This is a genomic window from Halobacillus sp. BAB-2008, from assembly GCF_000328325.1.
Lineage (GTDB): Bacteria > Bacillota > Bacilli > Bacillales > Halobacillaceae > Halobacillus.
Map to the genome: position 1 here is coordinate 1 of NZ_ANPF01000069.1, position 26,082 is coordinate 26,082.

A 26,082-nucleotide genomic window follows, 5' to 3' on the forward strand; every position below is an offset into this window, starting at 1 on the left:
GGTGCATCTGAGCACCAGGGGGTTTTTATTCAAAATTGATATATATGTTTATATTTGGTTTCGAGATAACGGAGCAGGTAGTCCGGATTAAGTCCTTCTCCTGTGACTTCCGTCAAAATTTCCAGCGGTTTTTTCATTTTTCCATGCCGGTGGATCTTTTCCTTCAGCCATTCCTTAATTATTCGAAAATCGCCTTCCCGAACAGCTTTGTCAACGTCGATTTCTTCTCTCATTTGCGCATCGAATTGAGCAGCGTACATATACCCAAGTGCATAGGATGGGAAATAACCAAAATCACCGCCGGACCAGTGAATATCCTGAAGGACTCCTTCCGCATCTGTATCCGGTCTTACACCGAGGTACTCTTCCATTTTGTCATTCCAACGCGAAGGGAGATCTTTCGCATCCATATCACCGGCGATAAGGGCTTTTTCCAGCTCATAACGAATCATAATATGAAGGCAGTAAGTCAGTTCATCCGCTTCAATTCGGATAAGCGATGGTTTCACTTCGTTGACGGCAGCAAAGAACGAGTTAAGGGAAAGTTCGCGGAAATTATCCGGGGCATACGTTTGAAATAGCGGATAGTGATTCTCCCAGAACTGTTCACTGCGGGCGATGAAATTCTCCCAAAACAATGATTGAGATTCATGGATCCCCATGGACGTGCCTGTAGCAAGGGGTGTGAAAGATAGATCCTCAGATATATTTTGCTCATAAAGGGCGTGTCCGCCTTCATGGATTGTTCCGAAAACAGCCGTTCGGAAGTCGCTCTCATCGTACTTGGTCGTTACCCGTACGTCGTTCACGTTCAATCCGATGGCGAAAGGGTGAACGGTCTCATCCAAGCGTCCTGCATCAAAATCATAACCCATCCGCTTCAAAATTTCTTTACTGAACGCCGTTTGTTGATCTTTAGGAAAATGCCCTTTCAATACAGAAGGATCAGGTTGGGCCGGAGCTTCTTTCACACGACCGAGCAATTCTGTCAACGCTTTTCTTACCTTTGGAAATACTTGATCCAGCAGTTCCACTGTCACTCCGGGTTCATAATTGTTCAACAGCGCGTTATAACGATGTCCATCATAACCCCAATAGTCAGCGAAGGTACGATTGAATTCTACGAGCTTCTCTAAGTACGGGAGAAAACCTGCAAAGTCATTTTGTTCTTTTGCTTCGGACCACTTTGATTCTGCCTTTGACTGCAGGGTGACGTAAGCCCGATACTCATCTGCTGGAATTTTAGCTGTTTTATTATACGTTTCCTCCGCCTCTTCCAGGCATTTGATCACAACAGGGTCTGAAACATTCCCTTTAAGCTTATCGATGCAGTTCCGCATTGCTTCGGAGGTTTGAATTTCATGGACTTTCTGCGCAAGAACACCGAGGACTTCCGAGCGGTTATCCATCGCTTTTTTCGGTGCTTTTGTCCGCATATCCCATGCAATTAAACCAATCGCTTCCCCGTAGGAAGTTTGTTCCCTTAATAAATCCATGAACTCATTCACTGTTTCCTTCATCCCGCGACCTCTCCTTTATCGATTTCTTTTACCGAAATACTGATAATAGTCCGTCTTGATGAATCCGTTAAAAAGCTTCCGTCTCTTTGTAGCCGGCTTTCCATAAAGCTTTTCAAAACCTTCATGGGAAGTAAGGATGTACACGCTCCATGATGGATGATCACGCATGATCGAACCGAGATCCCGGTACATCTGTTCTACCTGCTCCTTCTCTCCCATCCGTTCTCCATAAGGAGGGTTGGAGACAATATACCCATCTTCCTGCTTAGGAGAGAGATCACTCATCTGCATTTGTTTCCACGTGATTAGATCACCCAGTCCTGCCTCCATTGCATTCTCTTTGGCGATATCTATCATCTTCGGATCGATATCGGAGCCTGTAATGGAAAGGGGTTGATCGTAGTTCGCCGCTTCTTCAGCTTCCTGAAAAGCATCATCCCATGCTTTCTGCGGGATAAAGTCCCATCCTTCAGAAGCGAATTCCCTGTTGAAGCCAGGTGCGATATTCTGCCCGATCAGCGCCGCTTCAATGGCAATCGTACCTGAACCACAGAAAGGATCTACAAAGGGTTTATCCGGGTGCCAGTTAGTAATTTGAACGAGAGCAGCAGCAAGGGTCTCTTTAAGGGGAGCTTCCCCCTGACCTGCTCGATAACCGCGTTTATGCAGCCCACTCCCGGAGGTGTCCAATGTGAGAAGAACCTCATCTTTATGAATAGCGACCTCCGTCCGGTAAAAGGCACCCGTTTCCTTCATCCAAGAAGAAACTCCATGCCTTTGTTTTAAACGGTCGACCATTGCTTTCTTAACGATCGATTGACAGTCCGGAACACTGTAGAGCTTGGACTTGACGGATTTACCTATGACAGGAAATTCTCCGTCTTCCGGTATGAATTGTTCCCATGGCAATGCTTTCGTCTGTTCGAACAAATCATCGAATGTAGTTGCTTTGAATCTCCCAACAAGAAGCTTGACACGATCAGCTGTACGAAGCCATAGGTTCGCACGTGGGATTGCGCTTACATCCGCTTCGAAAATAACGCGTCCGTTCTCCACCGTTACTTCGTCATATCCGAGATCCTTTACTTCTTTTGCTACAATTGCTTCCAAACCCATGGCTGCAGTTGCAATCAGTGTGATTTTCTTTTGCAAGTGATTACCTCCTTTAGTTATGTATAAACAGTAAAAAACCCTCCTAAAAAGCAGCGGCTTTTCAGAAGGGTGTATTGTCATCATAAAGCGACCTTTGAATACTCTGTAAGCCATGTTCTGTTCCATAGTACTGCAGACGGTGGTCAACCTCGTACTCCGGTGGCAATCATCTATCTGCCGTCTTACAACGACCTCTCCTTCCGTTTGATTCCTTCCAGAGAGTGCCCCTACCTATATTTGGGTTGCTCGCTCGCGGGGTTTACCTCGTTCCACCCGGCGTATTTCTACGACGGCTCCGTCACTGTGGCACTTTCAAGGTATTCCTTCCTTATCCGAAGACTTAGGAAGTTTCCCTGCCGTTAGTTCAAAAAGAACTACCTTGACTTATGGTTTCGTCAAGCACGAACACTACAGACATTTCAGCCTGTGCGAGCATGGACTTTCCTCTGCATGTAGGACATGCAGCGATTACCCGAGTATTCAAATGTTTGGTTGTGACGTACATAAGTGACGCACTTGACAAAGTATAGCAGATATTACTCTGTTTGTCATTGGTAATCTTGCATCAATCTGCGTATTTGTTGCCAAAAACCGCTTTTTCCAAATTGGAAACTCGTTTCAAAATATCATAGTTGACTTGGTGATTACCTGTATTGCTTTGTCTTTGGCGGGGCGCCTGTTCTCTTGATGAGAGCTTCTTCAAGCGTTCGTTTTCCTGTTGTAGACGCTCAATTTCCTGTTGAAATCGATCGTAATCCTGAATGATAAGGTCCAAATACTCATCGACCTCTTCCTGGTTGTACCCCCGCATGGAGGTCTTGAAATCTTTCTCCAGTATGGCCTTGCCTGTCAAGTGATATTCTTCTGAATTCATTATCATTTCACCTCTGTTCAGCACATTATATATATTTTTTCAAAAGGTTGGCCAAATGTCAATTTGACTTTATGGAAAGTTTCATTGATTCCAGTAATCCGGATCGCTCATACGCCTTTCCTCCACCGTTTCTTCAAGGTCCAGGGGAGTAATGTAAAGAATTTGATAATCTTTTGTTTCTTTATACTTTTCCGCCGTTTTAAGGAAATAATCAGGACTCCCCTTCGTATCTTCATCGTAAAGAACGAGGCAGCCGTCCGAGTGCTCAACCAGAAACTGGTCTCTGGCACGGAACTGATATGGTCCGTCATATCCTTTCTGGTAGAGGGGGCGGAAGAAGTCTGCCAGCATCGTCACTTCTTCATACACTTGCTGAAGATCTTCCGGCCAGCGCTCCTGCTGATTTTCGAACGGCGGGAGGATTCCAAGCCTAATATCATAGCCCTCCTCCTTCAAATCCAGAACAACCTCTGCTGTCCACAGTTCCACACCCATTTGACCGGAGTGGATCACCCACTCCAGCCCCTCTTCCATATAGGCTAACAATCGTTTACGTATCGTTTCTTTCACAAATTCAATTTTATGGTCGTTGGCTTTAAATATACCAATTTCCATCGGTTTGTATCCTGTGACGACGACAGTCTTCATTATGTACCCTCCTGCATCCGTGTAACCTTTCTCTATTTTAATACGGATATTGGGAAAAATAAAACAAGCCCCGGGTCCCGAGGCTTATTTTATTCTGTTATTCCATTTCAGGACCCATCATCATCGGCATTTGGTTCATCATCGGCATTTGGCCCTGACCCATCATTTGCTGCGGCATTTGGCCCTGACCCATCATCGGCATTTGATTCATCATCGGCATTTGGCCTTCCTGACCCATCATCTGCTGAGGCATCATCGGCATCTGCCCTTGACCGCCCATAGGCATCTGCCCCATATCCTGGTTCATATACTCCATCCAGTTATAGTCTGGAGATGACCCTTGCGGATAAGCGAACTCTTGAGTTTGGAAACTGTTCTGTTCGGATACCATATAAGGGAAGTAATGGAAGTTATTTAACAAATGATGATTTTGGACAAGCACGTGAGTCGGATGAATATAATCCTGATTTTCTACGAAGTGGTTATCTACCACACACTGTTGAACGGGACATACGATAGGTCGACGGTTGCACGCAGGTTGAGCAGCAGGACCGCAACCGCAGGAACCTTGCATTGAATGATGCATACAGCTTTCACTCCTTGTTCTGTTATTCCTTATCAGCGTATGTCATCATTCCTGAGAACGTACTGGGCGATATCACCATCTATTCCTATTTTATGCTGTGTCCCTTCCTTTTTCCATACAAAAAAAGGGTGCTCACACACCCTTTTGCATCATCATTCTCCGGTTAGATCGGTGGACTGGAACGAAAACGGCAGAATCTCGTCCATTGTAAACGTCTTCGTTTCGCCTCCTAGATTCGTCGTATAAATCGTAGTATCGGTTGTAAAGAATTCGCTCATTACTTGACGACAGGAACCGCATGGCGGTACCGGACGCTTTGTATCAGCGGCGACAGCCAGTGCCTGAAACCTGCTGTGACCTTCCGACACAGCTTTGAAAATGGCAACCCTTTCTGCACAGCAGCTGACAGGATATGCCGCATTCTCAATATTACAACCTGTGTAGACACTGCCGTCTTCTGTAATTAAAGCAGCACCTACAGGAAATTTCGAATAAGGAACATAGGCATGTTCTCTGATTTTTTTCGCTTCTTCGATCAACTGTGTATGATCCACGTTATCCCCTCCCTTAATATGGGAACGTAATTATATATAAATTTTCTGAATTTGTAAAGCGATTACAAAATAAGGGCTCAGCACATCGGCAGGTTAAATAGTTGACACCTGTGTCAGAAAAAAGTTTATACTTAGAATGCATCATATAAAACATAGATTTGGGAGGGAAAAACAAGGTGAAATCTATCCTTACTTACAAAAAGATTGTATGGGTGTTCATAGCGCTTCTCGTTTTCACGGGAATTTTCACTTATCTACAGCTTCCGAAAAGGGAAATTCCGGAGATCAACGTTAATGTAGCATCCATATCGACTGTATATCCCGGGGCAACACCGGAAGAAGTGGAAAGGACCATCACGAATCCTGTGGAAGAAGAACTTCTTTCCATTGAAGGTGTCGATGAAGTAACTTCCGCCTCCACTGCCGGCTTCGGTTCTATAACCGTGACCCTGGCCGGGGATGCGGATCGAAACACGGTAAATTCGAAAATCAATCAAGCTGTATCAGACGTTTCCAGAAGTTTTCCTGACGAAGTTCAAGACCCTTCTATTAATACGGACGTATCCGGATCAGCAGTGGCTTCTTATCATCTGCTCGCGGAAAATACAGAAACTCTTTACGGTCTCCGCGATCAACTGAATGATTGGGAGGAAGAGTTAACATCGATTAACGGTGTGGAATCCATTATGATTAAGGGCCTTCCGGATCAGAAGGTTTCCGTTTCTCTCGATAATGAGCAGCTCGAAGAGAATCAAATTCAACCGTTCAACGTTATTAGTACTATTCAGGAAGAAATCGGTCCTGCAGCCATTGGAACGGAAGAACAGGACAATGAAATCAAACAGCTCATTTTCAACAAATTTAAGAGTGTGGATGAGCTGAATGATCTTGGGGTCGGAACGAACGACCAGGGAGATTCCGTCACATTGTCAGATATAGGCACCGTATCAGTGGCAAATGAGGATGCGGATGATTTAATTACTTATGATGGTCAATCGGCACTTTCGGTTACGGTAATGGCCGATGAAGGAGTAAACATCTCCTCCGTTCAAGATCAAATTACTGAAAAGTTGGATACCTTGAAAGAAGAGCTTCCAAGCGAGATAACCGTCGATCGTTTTTATACACAAAGTACGATTATCGATGAAGTTTTTAATAACTTAATAACATCCCTTGCTATTTCATTCTTTGCAGTTATCGTCATCATGGTCTTGGGACTTCCATTGTCATCCGCCCTTTTGGTTGCTTTGGCCATCCCCATTTCCATTATCATCGGACTGATTCCACTGCCTTATGCAGGGGTGGACCTCAATCAAATATCCATAATTGGAATGATTATAGCCATTGGTATCCTTGTTGATGACGCCATTGTCGTTAACGATAACATTCAACGAAGATTCCAGCTTGGAGACGGGCCTTTGGAAGGAACTGTTAAGGGTGTACAGGAAGTAGGTAAATCGATCATCACCTCTACGTTGATGATTATTTTCAGCTTCTTCCCGTTAACGTTCATCTCTGGTTCCAACGGCGATTTCATACGTGCCCTTCCTTCTGTACTCATCTTTACCGTCATTGCTTCAACCTTTATCGCATTGACATTCATCCCAACTGTTCAATACGCAAGAAAACGGAACAGTAAGAAGAAGACGAAAGCGAAGACGGGACTGCTTGGCGGCCTGTTCAATGGAATGGAGAAAGTTTATGCAGACAAAATCCTTCCGAAAACAACGAAGAAACCATGGTTAACGACCATATCCGGTCTTGTCCTTTGTCTGCTGCTTGCTTTATTGGCTATCAAAATTCCATTTGAGTTCTTCCCGGCAGCCGACCGCCAGGAAGTTACCATTTCCATCGAGAATCAGCAGGGTACACCTCTCGAGGATACAAAAAATCAGCTGCAATCTATGGAAGAATACTTGGAAAGCAAGGATGAAAATATTACCGAAACGGCTGTTTATGCCGGATCCGGCCTTCCTAATATCTTTAATTCGGGTCTTCAGCGTTCTGGAGAAAATACCGGACAGCTGCTCGTTCGTATTGACAGAGAAAAAACGAGCGCATCCGATTTTATTAAGGAATGGGAAGAACCTTTAAGAGAAGAATTTCCAGATTCTGAAATATTCCTGGAAACGATTGTATCCGGACCACCTCCTTCTCCACCAGTTCAAGTGAAGATTCAAGGGCCGGAGCTTTCCCCACTTGTCGAGGAAGCGAAAAAAGCACGGGACCTGCTTTCGGATGTTGAAGGTGCAGAAATCGCGACCGTCAATGCTGGTGAAGGACAGTCCTTTATTGAATATAATCCGGATCGTGAATTACTCAAAGATAATAACATCACGATCGATCAAGTCACATCGCTCATCCAACTGGCAAATACCGGCGTGCCGCTTGGTACTTTCGACAATGGCGTGGAGCGTCTTCCAATAGAAGTGAAAATTGATGACGGAGTGGCGAACGGCGTCGACTTAAGTGCACTTTCCATTGCCGGAAACACGGCAGGCCAATCCGGACCTCCGGAAACTATATCTCTTGAAGACGCGATTTCTACCGAAGAGGTTGAACAAATCGGAGTAATTCCCCACCTTGACGGTACGAGGACGATTACCATTGAGGCCTATCCGGAGGAAGGTAAGGATCAAACGTTCTCTGCTGGAGCAGAAGACGTGATCGCAAAAATCAAAAACGAACTTCCGGAGAACTATTCCCTCGTTGAAACAGGTGAATCAGATGCTACAACAGACTTCTTCGTGGAAGTCGCTAAATTGTTTGTTATCGTCTTGTTCCTTATTTACTTGACGATTGCTATCCAGTTCAATTCCCTGTTGATGCCGCTGCTTATTACAGGAACGGTATTCTTGGCGATTACAGGTGCCATCGTAGGACTGTTTGTATCCGGTGAACCATTGAGCTTCCTTGCAGTTCTCGGTATTGTTTCTTTATCTGGAATCGTAGTAAGGAACTCGGTCATTCTGGTCGAATTCATCGAGCAGAACATTGAAAGGTATGGTTCTATAAGGGAAGCCGCCATCGAGGCAGGAAGGGCAAGAATACGCCCGATTGTTCTGACGTCCCTCACATCGATTGCTGCTCTTGTGCCAATTATCATTACAGGAGACGTATTGTTTAAACCACTCGCGATATCGATTGTCTCGGGTCTGTTGTTCTCGACCATACTAACCTTGTTGCTTGTTCCATCTTTCTATTTGATTATTGCAAAGGTCACGAAAAGAAAGACAGCAGAATAAAATGAAAAGAAGCTCCCGGACGGGAGCTTCTTTTACATATCAATCCATATCTGAAAGGAGCATATCCAGTACATAATGAGAAGACTGGTACAATTCTTTATACCTTTTCCTCTCGACATCCAAATAATAGCTGTGCAAAATAATCATTTCGACATTCTCGTGGGTGGATTTCACCTGATTAGGATGAACTGAGGAATTTCGGTTTTTCACGAATGCTTCCGCGGCCGCCATCCAATTGCTGGTAAGATCAAACAGAGGTGCGGTTTCTTTCTTAACCATTTGAAAAAATTCGTGGCTCCTTCGATCGACAGGACCTTCTGTGTTGAGGAACTTTTGGTGAAGTTGGTCGATCATCTCTTTCATTTCTTCTGTATACGTTCTTATTGACATAGGACTCACCTTTTTACATCTACTTTAGCACGGAAGATAATATAGAAGCAAAAATTTAACCGACCGTCCTTTGTTTCGCTTCTTTAACAGCTGAAAGAAGGTGTGCCCTTTGTAAAGCAGCGCCTGCACGCTGTCTGTTAACTGTCAACTGCATAACATCTTCCCTGACTTTCTCTATGTCCTTCCGATGGGAGACCGTCATCGAAAAGACGATTTCATCCGTCTTCATAGACAGCCGGCGCTCCAGCAAGGCGAACTTATCACGGATGTTGGACAGCTGCTGTTCGAATTCGACCGGTGTGACGACCTGACTTTTTTTCAAAAGAATCTCCTCCTCATTTCTGGTAATAACATTTTCGCCAGGGAATGCATAAGTCCTTCCCCGTTGACAAGACTAGAACTAAAGCTACAAAACAAGCCACTATCACAAGACCCTTCGACACAAAGGAGGTCATGACCATGGCGAAGAAAAAAGATCAAAAAGCAAAGAAACCGACACCTGCCAAAACGGGAAACCCGAAGCTTGAGGGGGAGAATCGTCCGTCCACCTAAGACGTCAGAGCTGCTGCTATGCTATAGCAGCAGCTTTTTTTCAACGATTCCCCCTTAAAACCTCAACCCTTGACGAATAAATTAGATGGGTTTCACGTTTGATGATTCCGGGTATAACATGCCGGTGCTCCCCAAAAAAGCTTGTCGGTTTTGTGAAAAAATGAAACTTTTTTGTTGTTCACACGTCTAACATATTTGAACCATTTTGATATATCCTTCGACCCTTATTTTTGTTATGATACTCTCATGGCTATAAGGAGGGATGGCGTTTGAATTATCCCAACGGGAAGCGCGCTATAAAGCATTCGCTCGCCCCAAAAGGTAAGACGAAGACAGATTTCAGCAACCGTGGGATGTCTTTGGAAGAGGATATTAATGTGACCAACGAGCACTACCTTGCGTCTCAGAAAGCCGTGGTCCATAAAAAACCGACACCGGTACAAATTGTAAATGTGGATTACCCGAAACGAAGCGCTGCCGTTATCAAAGAAGCATACTTTAAACAAGCTTCGACGACAGACTTCAATGGAGTTTATCGCGGGAAATACATCGATTTTGAAGCGAAAGAGACGAAAAACAAAACGTCCTTTCCCTTAAGTAACGTACACCAGCATCAGATCGATCATATGAAGGCGGTTCAACTTCACGGCGGCATCAGTTTTCTGATCGTCAAATTCACCCCTTTGGATGAGGTCTACCTCCTCCCTGCTCAAGATTTATTCGTTTATTGGGACGAGCAGTGGCAAGGAGGTCGCAAATCGATTCCCTACTCCTATATTAAACAAAAAGGAAGCTTGATTCCTTTCCGTTATCAGGCACGGGTCGACTATGCTTCTGTACTCGATAAGCTCTATTTTTGAAATGGAGGAAAGATAAATGTCCAACGACAGCCAATCGCGTTCAGCACGAAGAAAGCAAGCTCAAAGCACGAAAAAAGGAAAAAACAAGAAAACTGGAAAAGTAAAACGTATATTTATGATCCTCTTTACCATCGGCTTACTTCTGGCCCTCGGTGTAGGACTATTATTCAGCTACTACATCGTCACAGCACCGGAACTCGATGCATCGAAATTATCCGTTCCTTTCTCTTCGAAAGTGTACGATCAAAATGATGAACTGGTTGCTGACCTTGCCAGCGATGAAAAAAGAACGAAAATTACTTATGACGATATTCCACAAGTCATGGAGGATGCGGTTCTTGCGACAGAAGACGTTCGCTTTTATGACCATATGGGAATCGATTTCCGACGAATCGGAGGTGCCGTCATTGCGAACATAACCGGCGGCTTCGGAGCACAAGGTGCCAGTACTATAACCCAGCAGGTTGTCAAAGAGTCGTTCCTTTCCCAGGAGAAGACGCTTAAACGTAAAGTCCAAGAGCAGTACCTGGCAATAAAACTCGACCAGGAATACACAAAAGAAGAAATTCTTGAAATGTACCTGAACAAGATCTATTACGGGGACGGAGCCTACGGTGTCGCGGTAGCGGCCGAAACTTACTTCGGCAAAAAAGACTTGAGCGAACTCACGCTCCCGGAAGCCGCTCTGCTTGCAGGACTGCCTCAGCGTCCAAGCGGATATATGCCATACGATCATCCTGATTTGGCACAAAAACGAAAAAACACCGTTCTCAGCCTGATGGTCCAGCACGGAAAGATCACCGAAGCGGAAGCCGAAGAAGCGCGTAACGTGAAGGTGGAAGATATGCTTGTCGAACGCCAGACGGAAAAAGCAACACCTTACCAGGCGTTCATCGACCGCGTGGAGGAAGAAGTACGAGAGAAAATGGATGGTGCGGAAATCTATGAGGATGGATTGAAAATCTATACCACTCTTGATACCGACGCACAGGATAATGTCCAACAAATGCTGAGCAACGAAGGTCCAATCGCGTGGCCGGATGATGAACTTCAAACAAGCCTGGCAGTTACGGATACTAAGACCGGTGCGATCCGCGCCATCGGCGGGGGACGCAACTATCAGAAAGGCGGTTATAACTATGCAACAGATATCAATCGCCAGCCTGGGTCGACGTTCAAACCGATAACGGCTTACGGCCCTGCCATCGAATATGACAAGATCTCTACGTATCACCAAATTAAAGATGAGAAAACCGATTTCGGTAACTGGAGCCCAAACAACTTCGATAATCAATTCCGCGGATGGGTTTCTGCTCGTTATGCTTTAAGCAGGTCCTTAAATATTCCGGCTATTAAAACCCTTCAGGAAGTAGGCGTCGGCAAAGGGCAGGACTTTGCGGAAGGATTAGGCATCGACTTCGGTGAAGATGGAATGGCCTTAAACGATGCAATCGGCGGCGGTAATACCGGCGTCAATCCGGTTCAACTTGCCGGTGCGTATGCCGCATTTGGTAACGAAGGTGTGTATAATGAGCCGTTCACGGTAAGAAAAGTAGAAGTTCCCGGAGAAGGGACTATTGACCTTACTCCAGAGCCGGAATCAGCGATGAGCAGCTACACTGCTTATATGATTTCAGACATGTTGAAAACGACCATGACAGAAGGTTCAGGGCGTGCCGCCAATATTTCCGGGCTCCCTGTAGCTGGTAAAACAGGAACCACCAACTTTGGTGATGTGGCACCTGACTCCTGGTTCAGCGGCTATACGACGAATTATACGATATCGATCTGGACCGGATACGGAGAGGATAATTCACGCGGATTGTCCGATGCTTCGAAAGATATTCCGAAGCAAATCTTTAAACCACTGATGACCGAGTTGTCGCAAGGGGTGGAAACGAAAGACTTTAGTAAACCGGACACCGTTGTTTCCGTCGATGTAGAAGAAGGATCCAATCCTGCACGTCTTCCAAGTGCCTATACTCCGGAAAGCAGAATCGTGACCGAATTGTTCCACGTTGACAATCAGCCATCTAAAGTTAGTAAGACGTTCCAGAAACTGGATTCCGTTAAAGGATTAGCTGGTAAATTCAATGAAGAAACAGGAAGCATCGATCTGAGTTGGAAATATGGAGATGCAGATGGAGTCACCTTCCGGGTCGCAGCATCCATTGACGGCGGAGAGAGCAGAGAACTTACGACTACCGGTGATACAAGTCTGGAGATCACCAATGTCAATCAAGGTTCAAGCTACGAATTCTCCGTTACCGCCATCAGCAGCGATGAGGATGCTCAAAACAGCGATCCTGCTACCGTCCGTGTCGATACCCCTGGTTCCAATGAAGAACCGGAAGAGGAAGCAGAAGAAGAACAGGACGAGTCGCAGGAAGAGAACACCGAAGAACAGCCGGAAGATGAACAACAGCAGGAGAACGAACAGGAAAATCAAGATCAAACGGACGACAGTGGAAACGATCAAGGAAATGAAAACGAAAATGATTCAGGTAACAACGGCCAAGGTAACAACGGTCAAGGAAACGGCGGGCAAGGCGGAAATAATAACGGCTCAGACGAGCAGCAAACGCCTGAACCTCCTCAAGAGGAACCACCAGCTCAAGACCAACCGGCCGATCAGCCCGATCAACAGCCGCAGGAAGAACCTGCTGCCTAACAAAAAAACACCCTCATTCGAGGGTGTTTTTTTCATGTTGTGCTTTTTTACGCATACGCTTTTGACCTTCTCTGCATAAATCCAGCAGAGGACAGGCTTCACAGTTCGGGCGTTGTGCTTTGCAGTGATAACGCCCGAAGAAAATCATCCGGTGATGGGTATCGCTCCATTCCTCTCTCGGAATTTTACGCATTAACGTCTTTTCCACTTCCAACACAGAATCCTTCCATCTGCAGATTCCAAGCCTTTTTGACACCCTTTCCACATGGGTATCGACAGCGATCGCAGGTTCCCCGAATGCGACGGATGCGACAACGTTCGCCGTTTTCCTTCCTACTCCCGCCAGACTTTCCAGCTCTTTTTGAGTAGGCGGTACTTGACCGTCAAACTGGAGGATGAGTGTTTCGGATAATTTCTTGATGTTTTTCGCTTTATTCCGGAACAGTCCAATCCTTTTTATATCGTCCTGCAGTTCTTCCAGGGAAACATCAATATAATCTTCCGGTGTCTTGTATTTGGCAAACAACCCGGGGGTTACCTTGTTCACAAGGGCATCTGTGGCCTGTGCAGACAAAACGACAGCGACGAGCAGTTCAAACGGATTACTGTGATTCAGCTCACATTCCGCCTCCGGAAACATTTCTTCAAAGGTATCTAAACAGTAACGAATTTGTGTTTTATTCAGCATAACGGTTCTTAAGAGTCCTCCTCCAACCAGTTATAATACAACGATATATCCTTTTTCTTACTTTCCTGCGGACGCGTCTGTCTTGGCTGCTGGCCCTGTCTGAACTGCTTTCCCTGCTCCCTCGCCTGTTCGACAGTCCGAATTCCTTTCCTGTTCCACTCTCTTAGAATACGGTCAATATATTTGAAGTTCAATTTACTCATCAAAACAGCTTCCCGAAGCGCGGCTTTAATCAGTGCAGGTGATTGTTTTTCTTCATCCAGCCATATATTAATGGTTTCAATTTCAAATGGAGACAACGGCCTTCCAAACTCCTGTTCAAACAGCGGGAATATATTTTCATTGTAAGAAGCGGAACTACTCGTTTGGACTTCTCTCGTTACGGTGAAAAGTTTTTCAAACAGCGGTTCCATCGAGTAACTTTCATTCAAAACGTGATCGCTATGATTCTGTTCGATCGTCAGCATCCGTTTCTGGATAAGACTCCGCAATACTTTGGAACAGTCCTGAGCAGAAAGCGTGGAATGATCAGCTATTTCCTCGGGTGTAGGAAATCCGTTACCATCTGCACGGAAACGATGTATCTGCAACAAAATAACAAGTTCCGTTTCGCTTATGTTCAGCTTCTTATAATGCATCAACAAATGCTTGGGAACGACCATTTGGTTGTCCATGATGTTTTGGAAGCTTTGGTATTTAGCCAAACAAATCCCTCCGTTTTTTCGTATATACCTAAATGGAATGAAAAACACCGATCCGCCAGAGGCGAGGCATCGGTGCTTCTTCCACATTTCATGCAGTTCTTAAGGGTAAAGTCTGTTGAGCAGACGCGGAAATGGAATCGTTTCACGAACATGCTCGACGCCGGCGATCCAAGCAACTGTTCTTTCCAGACCCAATCCGAATCCGGAGTGTGGAACGCTGCCGTACTCCCGTAATTGAAGGTACCATTTATAAGCATCATCCGTTAAACCGTGCTCTTCGTACCGTTGTTTCATCAATTCGAGATCATCGATCCGCTGGGAACCTCCAATGATTTCCCCGTACCCTTCAGGAGCAATCAAGTCCGCACAGAGGACAACTTCCGGGCGTTCCGGATCAGGCTTCATGTAGAACGCCTTAATTTCAGCAGGGTAGTTGGTTATGAATACAGGTTTATCATAGCTTTCGGCGATGGCTGTTTCATGCGGAGCCCCGAAGTCTTCTCCCCACTCAATGTCATCGAATCCTTTGTCCTTCAAGAGCTGAACCGCATCATCATAACTGATGCGCGGGAAAGGTGCCTGAATTTGTTTGAGCTTTTCTGTGTCACGCCCAAGTGCTTCCAATTCAATGGCACAGTTTTTCAGCACAGACTGAACAACGTGGGATACGTACTGCTCCTGAACTTCCAGGCTTTCCCCGTGTTCCATAAATGCCATTTCCGGTTCGATCATCCAAAACTCAATTAAATGACGGCGTGTTTTCGACTTTTCAGCACGGAAAGTCGGCCCGAAACTGAATACTCGACCGAATGCCATCGCAGCAGCTTCCATGTACAACTGACCACTTTGAGAAAGATAGGCATCCTCTTCAAAGTACTTGGTGTGAAACAGTTCTGTAGAACCCTCTGCTGATGAACCCGTCAGGATCGGCGGGTCGATTTTGACATAACCGTTATCGTTGAAGAATTCATACGTTGCACGAATAATTTCATTACGAACGCTCATGACGGCATGCTGACGTTTGGAACGCAGCCATAGGTGCCTGTGATCCATCAAAAATTCCGTTCCATGTTCTTTCGGTGTTATGGGATAATCGACCGCCTCGTGAATGATTTCGAAGTCCGTTACCTGCATTTCATATCCGAGCGGTGAGCGGGTATCTTCGGCAATCACACCTGTTACGTAAAGGGACGTCTCTTGTGTTAGCGCTTTGGCCTCTTGGAACTTGTCTTCTCCAATATCTGCTTTGACGACAATACCCTGCATGAAGCCCGTTCCGTCACGAAGCTGCAGGAAGGCAATTTTACCACTTGACCGCTTGTTGCTGAGCCAGGCTCCAATCGTTACTTTCTCTCCTATATATTTTGCTGCTTCTTTAATAGTTGTCTTCAAAATAATACCTCCAACATTGCTTTATGATTGATGATTTTCTACGAACCGTTTGATTCGTTCCGCAGCTTTTTCCAGCTGGTCTAATGAAGTTGCGTAGGATAGTCGGACATTATCCGGACTTCCAAAGCCGGAACCCGGAACGAGTGCTACTTTCTCTTCATCAAGAAGAGCCTTCACCCATTCATCCACATTTCCGAAACCGCCTTGCTCTGCTGCCTGTTTCACGTTCGGGAACAAATAGAAAGCCCCTTGCGGCTTCACGCATGTCACTCCCGGAATTTCCACAAGCCGTTGATAAAGAACATCCAAACGTCCTTTAAATGCTTCTTTCATTTCTTCCACCTTCTCTTCAGAGCCCGTATACGCTGCCAGTGCTGCGTATTGAGCGATAGAAGTCGGATTGGATGTCGAGTGGGAAGCCAGGTTGGACATCGCTTTAATTATGTCTTTGTTTCCGGCGGCAAATCCGATTCGCCACCCTGTCATCGAATGAGACTTTGACACACCGTTGATAATGACGGTCCGGTCGTATAATGCGTCAGAAATCTGAGCGATGGACACATGTTGCTCATCCGTATAAATCAGCTTCTCATAGATTTCGTCGGAAATGATAAGGATATCGTTTTCCTCGCATACGCTGCCGAGAGCTTCCAGCTCGTCCTTGGAATACATCATCCCCGTCGGATTGCTCGGTGAGTTGATGATGACCGCTTTTGTCCGTGACGTTATAGAATTCTTGAGCTGTTCCGGAGTTAATTTAAAGTGGTTCTCCTCTTCTGCTGCCACGATCACCGGATTACCTTGTGCAAGCTTGATCTGCTCCGGATAGCTGACCCAGTACGGTGCAGGGACGATTACTTCATCGCCCTCATTCAGAAGAACTTGGAACAGTGTAAATAAGGCATGCTTCGCTCCTGTAGTTACAATAATCTGTTCGTTTGTATAGTTCAACCCTTGATCGCGTTTCAACTTGCTCGTAATACTGTTCTTCAATTCCGGAATTCCGCCAGCTGGAGTATATTTCGTCATACCTTCGTCCATCGCCCGTTTGGCAGCATCCAATATGTAGGACGGAGTATTGAAATCAGGCTCGCCTGCACCCAAACCGATTACATCGTGCCCTTCTGCTTTTAATGCTTTGGCTTTCGCTGTGATGGCCAGGGTGGTGGATGGCGTTAATGATTGAACACGTTCAGCTAATTGCATATTTTTCACTCCTATTATTGGGTTCGTTTAAAGGCGAAACGTTGATCGAAATTATCGCCGGATAATGTAAAATAGTCGAATACATAGCGGTTCTGCTCATCTATATACGTGAGCTGAAACACTGGTTCTTGTTCTTCATATCCATATTGAATATCTTTGAATTGGCATGATGCACACGATTGCTGCCACTGTTGTCTCATCGCTTCAGGAGATATTTGACCACTCATATCTTCCACCTTCAGCACCTTCTTTTCAGAAAGGTCGAGAAAAGCAAGTTGCTCTGTGCCATTCTCTGTACTTCCCTTTACGATATGGATAGGAATGTTACCGTTGTAGGTTGACACATTCTCCACATTTGCAAGGTCCGTCTCTGCTAATGCGAGAGCTTCCGCCTCTGTCTGACCAGCTTCTCTATCGTGACTGATGCTCGTGTACATCCATACAAGGAAGGAAACACCAAGAAGCAGAACCACCGCCAGAGCTGTCAGAGAAAACCACACCCACTTAGGTACGGTAAATCGTGAAGACTGCTGTCTCAGCATCGTCATCATCTAAAGCCAGTCCAAACATGAGATTATTTTCTTTTAATGTCCGATTCAAGGTATCGACGACTTTATATAGGTCGTCTGATTTCTGAATCCTGACGGTCGATAATGTTTCAATTTTTTTGTCCATCGTCAAACCTCCATGGTACTTTGTATTACCAGTATTGAATTTCCCGTCTTACATTATAACAGTTTCTATTGATTTGTTCTGCGCTTATTACAACCAATTTTCAATTTTATCAATGAGCTGACGTGTGGATTGATAACTTACCGGCACCTCCGGGAGCGAGTCCAGGAAGTGTTTTCCATATTTGGCCTCCATAAGGCGCTGGTCACAGATGAAGATGATTCCTCTGTCGCTGTCACTTCGAATTAAACGACCGAATCCCTGCTTGAATCGAATAATGGCGTTTGGCAGAGATTTCTCCATGAAGGAGTTTCTCCCTTCTTTCTTGAAACGGTCTTTCCGAACCGCCTGCACAGGCTGATCAGGCGGTTGGAATGGCAGCTTGACCATCATGACGCAAGATAAATCATCACCGGGGATGTCCACCCCTTCCCAGAAAGAACTCGTACCGAGCAGAATCGATTGATCGAACGCCTGGAAGTTTTTCTTAAGCCTGTCACGACTCCCACTCGAAATACCCTGAGCAAAAATCATGAATTCTTCGGGATCAATAAATTCTTTAAGCAGCAGGTAGGTCTTCTTCAACATATCGTAGGAGGTGAAGAGGACAAGCATCCTGCCTTTGGTCACCTGTGCGATAGAATACACGGCTTCACTGATTGCTTCAATGAACGATTCAGGATCGTCTTTTACACTTGGGAAATCGTTCGGTACCATTACTTGAACTTGGTTGCGGTAATCGTAAGGAGAAGGAATCTGGACTTCCATGGTTTCCTCTAAATCCAATCCAAGGGAACGCCTCATATAGTCAAAGGAATGATCGGTGGCGAGCGTCGCACTCGTTAAAATGACACTCTCTTTTTTATGGAACAATTTCCTTTGGAGTAACCCGGCTACGTCAAATGGCTCACTGAAAAGATAGATGGAGTTTGCCGCACCTTCCCCTTCAATTTCAATCCATTTCACTTCGTCTTGGTCCAAGTCGAAATAATGAATCAGCTCTAAACGGACCGTCCTGCACAATTCCAGCTGGGTTTGTATCCGAGTAATGACCACGGGAATGCCATTATCTTCTTTCAAGGAAAGAAGAGTGGCAAGTTTCTCTTCCATAGCTGACATTTGAACGACCATTTTCTGAACGGCAGCAAGAAAACGATGGGACATTTCTTTCGCTGTTGTAATAAAAGACGGCAATGCCGAAGGCTGCAGCAGAAACTGCATTCTTCCTACATCGCTTCTTCCCTTATCGGAGCGCTTCTCTTTTTTTACATTCTGGTGTATATATTTGGACAGCTGACTCAATTCTTCTTTGGCCTCATCTACAGCGTACTGGCCTTTACGCAAGTGTTGAGAAAAGCCGGTCGGAAGCTTCCACGGTCGGTACATGCCCTTTTGGAATATCTCCCCGCATTGACTCAAATGACGCTGCAGTTCTTTGTAATCCATCCGAACTCCGAAATAGCGGTTTGCCACCGACTCCAAGTGGTGGGCTTCATCGACGACAGCGCACGAATATTCCGGTAACACAGGGTCTTCCCTGACCATATCCATACAAAACAAAGCATGGTTCGTAATGATCAAATCCGCTTCCAAAGCCCTTTTCTGCGCCCATTGAAAGAAGGAATCATCTATGTAGCCCAATTGCACATTCTTCGATGACTGCTCAGCGGAAACTTTATGCCAAAACTGTCTTCCATTGGAAGGGAGTTGAATTTCATCTACATCACCAGTGCGCGTCCGTGTCAGCCATACGAGAATCATCCCTTTAGTAAGAGCAATATCATAGTTGTCCTGACTCGAATGCTCCAGTTCATAACGAAAATGAACGAGACTGATATAATGCCCTTTCCCTTTATAGAGAACGGCTTTCAGAGGCCTTGGAAACATCCGTTCAATTTTAGGGATTTCATCTTCAAGCAGCTGCTTTTGAAGGGAGGTCGTGTACGTTGTGATGACAACTCGTTTCTCTTCTTTTAAGGCATGAAAGGCAGAAGCAAGCAGATAAGCAACGGATTTTCCCGTCCCAGTCCCGGCTTCTATAATCGCGTGCCTCTTATTCTCCAGCGCACGATAAACGCGGTCGGTCATCTCCTTTTGACCAGCACGGTTTTCATAACCCTGAACGATGCTCTTCAATCCTTCATTCCCTTCGTAGACCTGGTTCTTCCAATTACGGAAATCCAGAAGGCGCGTTCCAGAAACATCGGTGCTCCGCTGCAGCTGTTTCCGGATGGGAATCCCGTGATGGATGTCGAATTCCCGACTAACAGTTCGTCCGTACCGCTTACCTTCCATATATTTTATTAAAAACGGCCGAAAATCACTTTTAAGCTTTGGTTCCACCTTTAAAAGGTGGTCGAGCGTCTTTTCAGGTAAACCCTCCATTTGCCCCAATAAATAGAGCAGTAAATCAGATGTTACCTGAGCATCGGATAGTGCTCTGTGAGGGCGGTCATGCCCTAATCCAAGACGTTCAGCCAGCTGACCCAATTTGAATGTCGGGGATGTGGGAAGCATAAGTCTGGCGAACTCCACCGTGTCGATGATCGGGTTATGTAGTGGCGGAAGTCCGCATCGTTTAAATTCGTCGTTAAGGAAGCCTAAATCGAACTCAATATTGTGCGCTACTATGTAGGCATGGTCAAAAAGAGGATGAATATCCTCTGCAATTTCTGAAAACAGCGGGGCTTCCAGGACATCCTCTTCCTTAATTCCTGTCAGGGAAGATACAAAAGGAGGGATCTCTCTTTCTGGATAAACAAGGGAGGAGAATTCCTCCAACGTTCTTCCCTCTTCCGTGACGACCACGACCCCTATCTCGATAATCCGGTCCCCTTTAGAAGCTGCGTTTCCTGTTGTTTCTAAATCTACGATTGCAAATGTAGTCATGTCATCCCCTACTTTCGTTCACAAAAAGCAAGGACCCTCACCTATCTTAATCGGCAAAGATCCCATGTTCTTCCTGGTATCTGTTCATAAAGGTATTGCCTGTAACGGTGGCTCTTCATCCACTACTTGTTGAATCTGGTTATCCGCATCCATTAACGCGATTTTCGGACGGAAGCTGCTTAGCTCCTCTTCCGAAAGCATCGCATAAGCTACGATAATTACAATATCATCTTTTTGAACAAGCCTTGCCGCCGCCCCGTTCAAACAAACCACACCCGATCCACGCTCTCCAGCAATTACATAGGTTTCCAATCTGGCTCCATTGTTATTATTCACCACCTGGACCTTTTCATGTGGCAAGATCCCGACGGCATCCAACAAATCATGGTCAATCGTAATACTGCCGACGTAATTTAAGTTCGCTTCCGTTACGCGGGCCCGATGTATTTTGGCTTTCATCATCGTTCGAAGCATGCTCTGTTCCCCCTGGTTCCTGTCCTTATCCCCGGTCCGGTCGAAAAACAATATTATCGATCAAACGTGCCTGGTCATAAAAGACTGCCGCCGCAAGTATAACCTGTCTGTTAACAGCCTTAACCGGCTCCAGTTCCGGATAGGACAATAATTCAATATAATCTATCTTACCACGAGTTCGTTTCTCAAGAAACTCCTGGACTGCATTCAGCACAGGAGCACTTTCCACCTCGCCGTTCAATATCATTTCTTTGCCTTTCAGGAGGGCTTGATAGATAGCTGGGGCTTCCTGCCTTTCCACTTCCGAAAGATTAACATTTCTGCTGCTTTTCGCAAGCCCATCTTTCTCCCGCACCGTTGGAACTGGAACCAATTGTATCGGGAAGTTAAAATCATGGACGAGTGCATCCACCACTGCATACTGCTGGGCGTCCTTCATTCCAAAATATGCTTTTGTAGGCCTTGCAATATGAAACAGCTTTGTAAGGACGGTCACCACTCCGTCAAAGTGCCCGGGACGGGATTTTCCACATAAGACATCCGTCCGTTTTGTCACTTCCATTCGAATGGAAGGTGTTTCGGGATACATGGTTTCCGGGGTTGGCATAAATAACAGATCGACACCGGCTTCTGCAGCCAGAGCTGCATCGCGCTCTTCATTCCGAGGATAACCGGCAAGGTCTTCCGCTTCATTAAATTGAAGTGGGTTTACGAAAATGCTCAACAGGACGATATCGTTTTCTTCCCTTGCCTTCTGCAAAAGACGTAGGTGTCCTTCATGCAGATAACCCATCGTCGGAACGAACCCGATGGTCTTCCCTTTCTTAACAAAACCTTCCACCTTCGACTGCACGTCACTGATTCGATTCAAAACATCCATACTGCTTCTCCTTAATCTTCCGGTAAGTCCGAAACATCCATCGTATATGTATGTTTCTCTTCTGGGAACGTTTTTTCTTTCACTTCCGTCACATAGGAATGGAGCGCTTCTCCAAGAATCTGATTGCTGTCCATATAGGACTTCACAAATTTAGGAAGGCGTGTCACTCCGTACTGGAGCAGGTCATGATAGACAAGGACCTGACCGTCACAATCCACCCCCGCCCCGATACCGATTGTAGGTATGGAGAGTTTAGCCGTGATGAACGCTGCAAGCTGCCGCGGCACGCACTCCAGTACAAGAGCCATTGCACCCGCTGATTCAATCTCCAAAGCTTCCTCGAGTATACGGGAAGCATCCTGTGAATTTTTCCCTTGGACTTTGTAGCCGCCGAGAACGTTGACCGACTGAGGAGTAAGCCCAATGTGCCCGACTACGGGGATTCCTGCTCGGATGAGAAGTTTCATCGCTTCCGACACTTCCCCGCTGCCTTCAAGCTTCAGCGCCTGTGCGCCCGACTCTTGATATAACCGTTTGGCATTTCTCAACGTATCTTCCTTAGAAATGTGGTAAGACATAAACGGCATATCGATTACTTTGAATGTATCTTTTGCACCACGGGCTACGGCCCTTCCGTGGTGGATCATATCATCCATCGTTACTGGAATTGTAGAATCATAGCCAAGGACGGTCATCCCCAAGCTGTCTCCGATTAAGATCATATCGGAACCGGCATCTTCCGCCATCTTAGCGGAAGGGTAGTCATAGCTTGTAACCATGGCGATCTTCTCCTGACTTTTCTTCATCTGCAGAAAATGACTTTTGTTAAGCATGATAACCTCCCTTTCCCCAATGAATTTCAGCGGAATAAAGTTTTTCTTCTTTTCCTTCCTTGTCTCTGGCCAGCAGAGCTCCATCCGGTTCTATGCCGACAAGGACTGCCTCCCACGTCCGCTTCATCGTAGAAATGGTCACATCCTGCCCGATCCGGTATCCATAATGCTCCCACTCTTTTTTGACACTGTCGAACCCAAACTTCAGGAACTCTTCGTATGACTGTTCCAACAAGTGCAGAATATGCTGGATGGTGGTTTGAATGTCCCATTCCTCTCCTGCTTCCACTCGTAGTGATGTCGCTTTATGATGAAGTTCTTCCGGTATTTCTTCCCTACTTTGGTTGACGTTCATCCCCATCCCGAGAACGATATACTGGATTGTATCCTGTTCCGCCTGCATCTCGGTTAGTATACCGGACACCTTCTTATGATTAATCAGAAGATCGTTCGGCCATTTGATTTTCGGCTCAAGACCGGATCGTTCGGCGACCATCTTAGCCAACACGGTTGCTGCAAGCAAAGTCAGCTGTGGTGCCTGTACAGGTGGGAGATCGGGTCTTAGAAGGATACTCATCCATATCCCCTTCCCTTTCGGAGAATACCAATTTCTAGCCATCCGTCCTTTTCCTTTCACCTGCTCATCCGCGATCACAACCGTACCATGAGGTTTTCCTTGTTTAGCCATTTGATGTATGACGTCCTGCGTGGACTCCACTTGATCATAATGATGCAGTTCATGACCAAGCCATTTGGTATCAAGTCCCCATTGGAGGGTATTGCCGCTGATCTTATCCGGCGACGAAACAATTTTATATCCCTTTTTCTGCACCGCTTCAATTTCGTATCCGTCATTCTTCAATTCGTTCATATGCTTCCAAACAGCAGTCCTTGAAATGGCCAGCTGCTCGGAAAGCTCCTGACCGGAAATGTAGCCCTCTTTTTGATCCAGCAGACGGATCAGTCGTTTACGGGTGGATTCCATGACACAGCCCACTCCTTTATCGCGTCGTATTCATTTTTCAATTTACCTGTAACAATCTCGTACTCCATCGCTTTCATCTTATCTGCAATCCACGGCCCTCTTTTTTTGTCCGGGAACATTGCAATTAGATCTTCCGCTTGAAAAGCTGCTTCCTTCAGCGTTTTAATTGGGAGTTCTTCATAAAGAGCATGGAGATCGGATAATACCTTTTGCTCCTGTGCCGTCCCCTCTGCCACTGCCAGTCTACTGAAAGATGGAAACAACTCGAAAGGAAGACGGTACACGAGCCAGGGGCGGATGGCGTTCTGCTCCTGATAAGTGCAAAAAGCCTCCGTCAATTGGTCTGCTTCCCGGCGGATCCGGTTAGAGAGTTTCCACTGCTTGACGAATGTTGCCGGCGTGCATTCTGGAGACCTCAAACATAGAAATGCCGCCAATTCCCCCCAGCTGACAAGCCTGCCTGAAGGGATAATAGTAGAAAGTTCCATACCCTGAAGGATTGGAAGCTCCTGCTTAAGGCTGGTACGCTCCAACAGCTGCAACGATTCTTTATAACCTTCTCCGGCGTACAGCTTTCTCATTTCTTCCGCAATTCGCTCAATGGATATGTGACGGAGCATCGATGCTTCTTTCTTCAATGCATCCTCTGTTTTCTTATCGAGCGTATACAAAAGCTGACTGTGAAAACGGGCAGCCCTCATCATCCGTAAAGGGTCCTCCCGAAAACGCTGGACAGGATCTCCAACAGCCTCAATCCGTTTAGCGTCTACAGCTTCTCTCCCGTTGAATGGATCTATAATTGTTCCATGCCGATCCATTGCCATCGCATTAATTGTGAAATCCCTGCGGGCAAGATCGTCGGAAATGGAGCGCACGAACGTCACTTCATCCGGATGCCGAAAATCGGAATAGGTTGCTTCTTTACGGTACGTTGTCACCTCATAAGATTCAGATCGGTAGCGGACAATGACCGTTCCGTGTTCGACGCCGACCGGTATCACTTTGTCGAAAATCTCCTGAATCCGTTCCGGTGGTTCTGATGATGCTATATCGATGTCCCCTACAGGACGACCACTCAAATAGTCCCTGACTGCGCCTCCAACGATATAGGCTTCTCCTCCAGCCGCTTCTATTTCAGCCAAAACCTCGAATGCCTCACGGAAAATAGAATTCCTACTCATCCTTCAACACCTGTTCATAGAGGTTTTCGTACTGTCTAAGTATCGTTTTCGTTGCAAACTTCTCTTGAGCCAGCCGCTTTGCTTCCTTTGACATGGATCGATGAAGCTCGCGGTCTTCCAGAATTCTGTTGGCGAAGTGCGCGATCTGCTCGATATTTCCAAGTTCCGTCACATAGCCGGCTTCACCATGGGTGATCACTTCCGGTATCCCCCCGACGTTGGTACCGATGCAAGGTACCCCGCACGCCATCGCTTCCAAAAGAACAAGCCCGAAACTTTCTTTTTCTGACAGGAGCAATTTAAGGTCGGAAATGGAAAGCAGGTCACTGACGTTATCCTGTTTTCCAAGGAAAAGGACCTGTTCTTCCAATTCATACTCTCTGACGAGCTGGTGACAGTCGGAATACTCGGGACCGTCCCCTACAAGAAGCAGTTTAGCCGGACGCTCCGCTGCCACTTCAGCAAAGGTGTGTATGACATCCTGTACACGTTTGACTTTTCTAAAGTTTGAGATGTGAATGAGAACGGACTCATCTTCTTTAATCCCATACTGTTCTCTCAAGCCGAAATTGTCTTTTCTATGATATTCCCGTTCATCTACGAAGTTATAGATGACGTCGATATTACGGTCTGTCTGAATCATTTCTTTCGTTTGCTCCACAAGGCTGTGGGAGACGGCTGTTACTCGATCGGACGCTTCAATACCAAATTTAATCATCTGTTTTAAAGCGGAATCAATACCGAGTACCGTAATATCCGTTCCATGCAGCGTGGTAATAATCTTAACATCCCGTTGACACATTTGTTTGGCTAAAATAGCACAAATGGCATGCGGCATGGCATAATGAACGTGAAGGATATCCAATTCTTCCCTGTTTATAACATCGGCCATTTTGGCAGCCAGCGCTAAATCATAGGGTGGATGTTGAAAAACGGGATAATTACTGACCTCCACCTCGTGGTAGTAAATATTGGGATACACCCTGTTCAGCCGGAAGGGGACCTGAGATGCGACAAAATGGATTTCATGGCCTTCTTCTGCCAGAAGTTTACCTAACTCTGTCGCAATTACCCCCGAGCCACCAACCGTGGGATAACATGTGATTCCTATTTTAGCCATTACCTG

General features: G+C 45.9%; 24 protein-coding genes and 1 other RNA gene. 3 read left to right on the plus strand and 22 right to left on the minus strand.

Annotated elements, in window-relative coordinates; genetic code table 11:
- Nucleotides 1-29 precede the first annotated feature (29 nt).
- The 7 genes from D479_RS14735 to D479_RS14760 form a co-directional block, all read right to left on the minus strand.
- A complete protein-coding gene (locus D479_RS14735; protein ID WP_008638481.1) occupies nucleotides 30-1,520 on the minus strand; it encodes a carboxypeptidase M32 in 1,491 nt (496 codons plus the stop codon).
- Between the two features lie 15 nt (nucleotides 1,521-1,535).
- On the minus strand, nucleotides 1,536-2,672 hold the full coding sequence (locus D479_RS14740) for a class I SAM-dependent RNA methyltransferase (protein ID WP_008638482.1): 1,137 nt from the start codon (nucleotides 2,670-2,672) through the stop codon (nucleotides 1,536-1,538).
- 101 nt (nucleotides 2,673-2,773) lie between these two features.
- An RNA gene (rnpB, locus tag D479_RS20280) (RNase P RNA component class B) lies at nucleotides 2,774-3,152 on the minus strand.
- Between the two features lie 85 nt (nucleotides 3,153-3,237).
- Nucleotides 3,238-3,546, minus strand: a complete 309-nt coding sequence (gene gpsB / locus D479_RS14745) for a cell division regulator GpsB (protein WP_008638483.1) — start codon at nucleotides 3,544-3,546, stop codon at nucleotides 3,238-3,240.
- A gap of 81 nt (nucleotides 3,547-3,627) precedes the next feature.
- The gene (locus tag D479_RS14750) at nucleotides 3,628-4,194 is read right to left on the minus strand and encodes a DUF1273 domain-containing protein (protein ID WP_008638484.1); all 567 of its coding nucleotides are present in this window, start codon (nucleotides 4,192-4,194) and stop codon (nucleotides 3,628-3,630) included.
- A 97-nt stretch (nucleotides 4,195-4,291) separates the two neighbouring features.
- Nucleotides 4,292-4,780: a CotD family spore coat protein gene (locus tag D479_RS14755; RefSeq protein ID WP_008638485.1), complete on the minus strand. Its 489-nt coding sequence runs from the start codon at nucleotides 4,778-4,780 to the stop codon at nucleotides 4,292-4,294.
- A 152-nt stretch (nucleotides 4,781-4,932) separates the two neighbouring features.
- Nucleotides 4,933-5,334: a cytidine deaminase gene (locus D479_RS14760; RefSeq protein WP_008638486.1), complete on the minus strand. Its 402-nt coding sequence runs from the start codon at nucleotides 5,332-5,334 to the stop codon at nucleotides 4,933-4,935.
- A 176-nt stretch (nucleotides 5,335-5,510) separates the two neighbouring features.
- Here D479_RS14760 and D479_RS14765 point away from each other — a divergent pair, with 176 nt between their 5' ends.
- On the plus strand, nucleotides 5,511-8,579 hold the full coding sequence (locus D479_RS14765) for an efflux RND transporter permease subunit (RefSeq protein WP_008638487.1): 3,069 nt from the start codon (nucleotides 5,511-5,513) through the stop codon (nucleotides 8,577-8,579).
- A gap of 39 nt (nucleotides 8,580-8,618) precedes the next feature.
- On the opposite strand, the gene D479_RS14770 is transcribed toward D479_RS14765, so the two are convergent.
- The gene (locus tag D479_RS14770) at nucleotides 8,619-8,969 is read right to left on the minus strand and encodes a YppE family protein (protein WP_008638489.1); all 351 of its coding nucleotides are present in this window, start codon (nucleotides 8,967-8,969) and stop codon (nucleotides 8,619-8,621) included.
- A 55-nt stretch (nucleotides 8,970-9,024) separates the two neighbouring features.
- The gene (locus tag D479_RS14775; protein ID WP_008638492.1) at nucleotides 9,025-9,291 is read right to left on the minus strand and encodes a hypothetical protein; all 267 of its coding nucleotides are present in this window, start codon (nucleotides 9,289-9,291) and stop codon (nucleotides 9,025-9,027) included.
- A gap of 499 nt (nucleotides 9,292-9,790) precedes the next feature.
- Here D479_RS14775 and recU point away from each other — a divergent pair, with 499 nt between their 5' ends.
- The gene (gene recU / locus D479_RS14780) at nucleotides 9,791-10,381 is read left to right on the plus strand and encodes a Holliday junction resolvase RecU (RefSeq protein ID WP_008638494.1); all 591 of its coding nucleotides are present in this window, start codon (nucleotides 9,791-9,793) and stop codon (nucleotides 10,379-10,381) included.
- Between the two features lie 16 nt (nucleotides 10,382-10,397).
- Nucleotides 10,398-13,052, plus strand: coding sequence for a PBP1A family penicillin-binding protein (locus D479_RS14785; RefSeq protein WP_008638496.1), 2,655 nt, complete (start codon nucleotides 10,398-10,400; stop codon nucleotides 13,050-13,052).
- Nucleotides 13,053-13,065: 13 nt separating this feature from the next.
- Here D479_RS14785 and nth read toward each other — a convergent pair whose 3' ends face one another.
- The 13 genes from nth to bshA form a co-directional block, all read right to left on the minus strand.
- Nucleotides 13,066-13,740: an endonuclease III gene (gene nth, locus D479_RS14790; protein ID WP_008638498.1), complete on the minus strand. Its 675-nt coding sequence runs from the start codon at nucleotides 13,738-13,740 to the stop codon at nucleotides 13,066-13,068.
- An 8-nt stretch (nucleotides 13,741-13,748) separates the two neighbouring features.
- A complete protein-coding gene (locus D479_RS14795; protein ID WP_008638500.1) occupies nucleotides 13,749-14,444 on the minus strand; it encodes a DnaD domain-containing protein in 696 nt (231 codons plus the stop codon).
- Nucleotides 14,445-14,543: 99 nt separating this feature from the next.
- Nucleotides 14,544-15,836 carry an asparagine--tRNA ligase gene (gene asnS / locus D479_RS14800; RefSeq protein ID WP_008638503.1) on the minus strand — a complete coding sequence of 431 codons (1,293 nt, stop codon included), beginning with the start codon at nucleotides 15,834-15,836 and terminating at the stop codon, nucleotides 14,544-14,546.
- A 21-nt stretch (nucleotides 15,837-15,857) separates the two neighbouring features.
- Entirely contained in the window at nucleotides 15,858-17,042 is a 1,185-nt protein-coding gene (locus tag D479_RS14805) for a pyridoxal phosphate-dependent aminotransferase (protein WP_008638505.1), read from the minus strand.
- Nucleotides 17,043-17,056: 14 nt separating this feature from the next.
- A complete protein-coding gene (locus D479_RS14810) occupies nucleotides 17,057-17,593 on the minus strand; it encodes a DUF5590 domain-containing protein (RefSeq protein ID WP_152413403.1) in 537 nt (178 codons plus the stop codon).
- Nucleotides 17,547-17,717: a YpmA family protein gene (locus D479_RS20285; protein ID WP_008638509.1), complete on the minus strand. Its 171-nt coding sequence runs from the start codon at nucleotides 17,715-17,717 to the stop codon at nucleotides 17,547-17,549. Before D479_RS20285 ends, D479_RS14810 begins: the two co-directional genes overlap by 47 nt.
- An 87-nt stretch (nucleotides 17,718-17,804) precedes the next feature.
- Entirely contained in the window at nucleotides 17,805-20,603 is a 2,799-nt protein-coding gene (gene dinG / locus D479_RS14815) for an ATP-dependent DNA helicase DinG (protein WP_008638511.1), read from the minus strand.
- An 84-nt stretch (nucleotides 20,604-20,687) separates the two neighbouring features.
- Nucleotides 20,688-21,077, minus strand: a complete 390-nt coding sequence (gene panD / locus D479_RS14820) for an aspartate 1-decarboxylase (RefSeq protein ID WP_008638514.1) — start codon at nucleotides 21,075-21,077, stop codon at nucleotides 20,688-20,690.
- 25 nt (nucleotides 21,078-21,102) lie between these two features.
- A complete protein-coding gene (gene panC, locus D479_RS14825) occupies nucleotides 21,103-21,957 on the minus strand; it encodes a pantoate--beta-alanine ligase (RefSeq protein WP_008638516.1) in 855 nt (284 codons plus the stop codon).
- An 11-nt stretch (nucleotides 21,958-21,968) separates the two neighbouring features.
- Nucleotides 21,969-22,790, minus strand: coding sequence for a 3-methyl-2-oxobutanoate hydroxymethyltransferase (gene panB, locus D479_RS14830; RefSeq protein ID WP_008638518.1), 822 nt, complete (start codon nucleotides 22,788-22,790; stop codon nucleotides 21,969-21,971).
- The gene (locus tag D479_RS14835) at nucleotides 22,783-23,775 is read right to left on the minus strand and encodes a biotin--[acetyl-CoA-carboxylase] ligase (RefSeq protein WP_008638520.1); all 993 of its coding nucleotides are present in this window, start codon (nucleotides 23,773-23,775) and stop codon (nucleotides 22,783-22,785) included. Before D479_RS14835 ends, panB begins: the two co-directional genes overlap by 8 nt.
- Nucleotides 23,751-24,956 (minus strand): CCA tRNA nucleotidyltransferase, encoded by a 1,206-nt coding sequence (locus tag D479_RS14840; protein ID WP_008638522.1) that lies wholly within the window; start codon nucleotides 24,954-24,956, stop codon nucleotides 23,751-23,753. Before D479_RS14840 ends, D479_RS14835 begins: the two co-directional genes overlap by 25 nt.
- Nucleotides 24,949-26,076: an N-acetyl-alpha-D-glucosaminyl L-malate synthase BshA gene (gene bshA / locus D479_RS14845; RefSeq protein ID WP_008638524.1), complete on the minus strand. Its 1,128-nt coding sequence runs from the start codon at nucleotides 26,074-26,076 to the stop codon at nucleotides 24,949-24,951. Before bshA ends, D479_RS14840 begins: the two co-directional genes overlap by 8 nt.
- Nucleotides 26,077-26,082 lie beyond the last annotated feature (6 nt).

Coding starts and splice junctions, on each gene's coding strand:
- D479_RS14810 (WP_152413403.1), bottom strand. CDS start 17,593: ATGATGACGATGCTGAGACAGCAGTCTTCACGATTTACCGTACCTAAG.
- bshA (WP_008638524.1), bottom strand. CDS start 26,076: ATGGCTAAAATAGGAATCACATGTTATCCCACGGTTGGTGGCTCGGGG.
- gpsB (WP_008638483.1), bottom strand. CDS start 3,546: ATGAATTCAGAAGAATATCACTTGACAGGCAAGGCCATACTGGAGAAA.
- D479_RS14735 (WP_008638481.1), bottom strand. CDS start 1,520: ATGAAGGAAACAGTGAATGAGTTCATGGATTTATTAAGGGAACAAACT.
- panC (WP_008638516.1), bottom strand. CDS start 21,957: ATGGATGTTTTGAATCGAATCAGTGACGTGCAGTCGAAGGTGGAAGGT.
- panB (WP_008638518.1), bottom strand. CDS start 22,790: ATGCTTAACAAAAGTCATTTTCTGCAGATGAAGAAAAGTCAGGAGAAG.
- D479_RS14785 (WP_008638496.1), top strand. CDS start 10,398: ATGTCCAACGACAGCCAATCGCGTTCAGCACGAAGAAAGCAAGCTCAA.
- D479_RS14840 (WP_008638522.1), bottom strand. CDS start 24,956: ATGAGTAGGAATTCTATTTTCCGTGAGGCATTCGAGGTTTTGGCTGAA.
- D479_RS14805 (WP_008638505.1), bottom strand. CDS start 17,042: ATGCAATTAGCTGAACGTGTTCAATCATTAACGCCATCCACCACCCTG.
- panD (WP_008638514.1), bottom strand. CDS start 21,077: ATGCTTCGAACGATGATGAAAGCCAAAATACATCGGGCCCGCGTAACG.
- D479_RS14755 (WP_008638485.1), bottom strand. CDS start 4,780: ATGCATCATTCAATGCAAGGTTCCTGCGGTTGCGGTCCTGCTGCTCAA.
- D479_RS20285 (WP_008638509.1), bottom strand. CDS start 17,717: ATGGACAAAAAAATTGAAACATTATCGACCGTCAGGATTCAGAAATCA.
- dinG (WP_008638511.1), bottom strand. CDS start 20,603: ATGACTACATTTGCAATCGTAGATTTAGAAACAACAGGAAACGCAGCT.
- D479_RS14770 (WP_008638489.1), bottom strand. CDS start 8,969: ATGTCAATAAGAACGTATACAGAAGAAATGAAAGAGATGATCGACCAA.
- nth (WP_008638498.1), bottom strand. CDS start 13,740: ATGCTGAATAAAACACAAATTCGTTACTGTTTAGATACCTTTGAAGAA.
- D479_RS14750 (WP_008638484.1), bottom strand. CDS start 4,194: ATGAAGACTGTCGTCGTCACAGGATACAAACCGATGGAAATTGGTATA.
- D479_RS14835 (WP_008638520.1), bottom strand. CDS start 23,775: ATGGAATCCACCCGTAAACGACTGATCCGTCTGCTGGATCAAAAAGAG.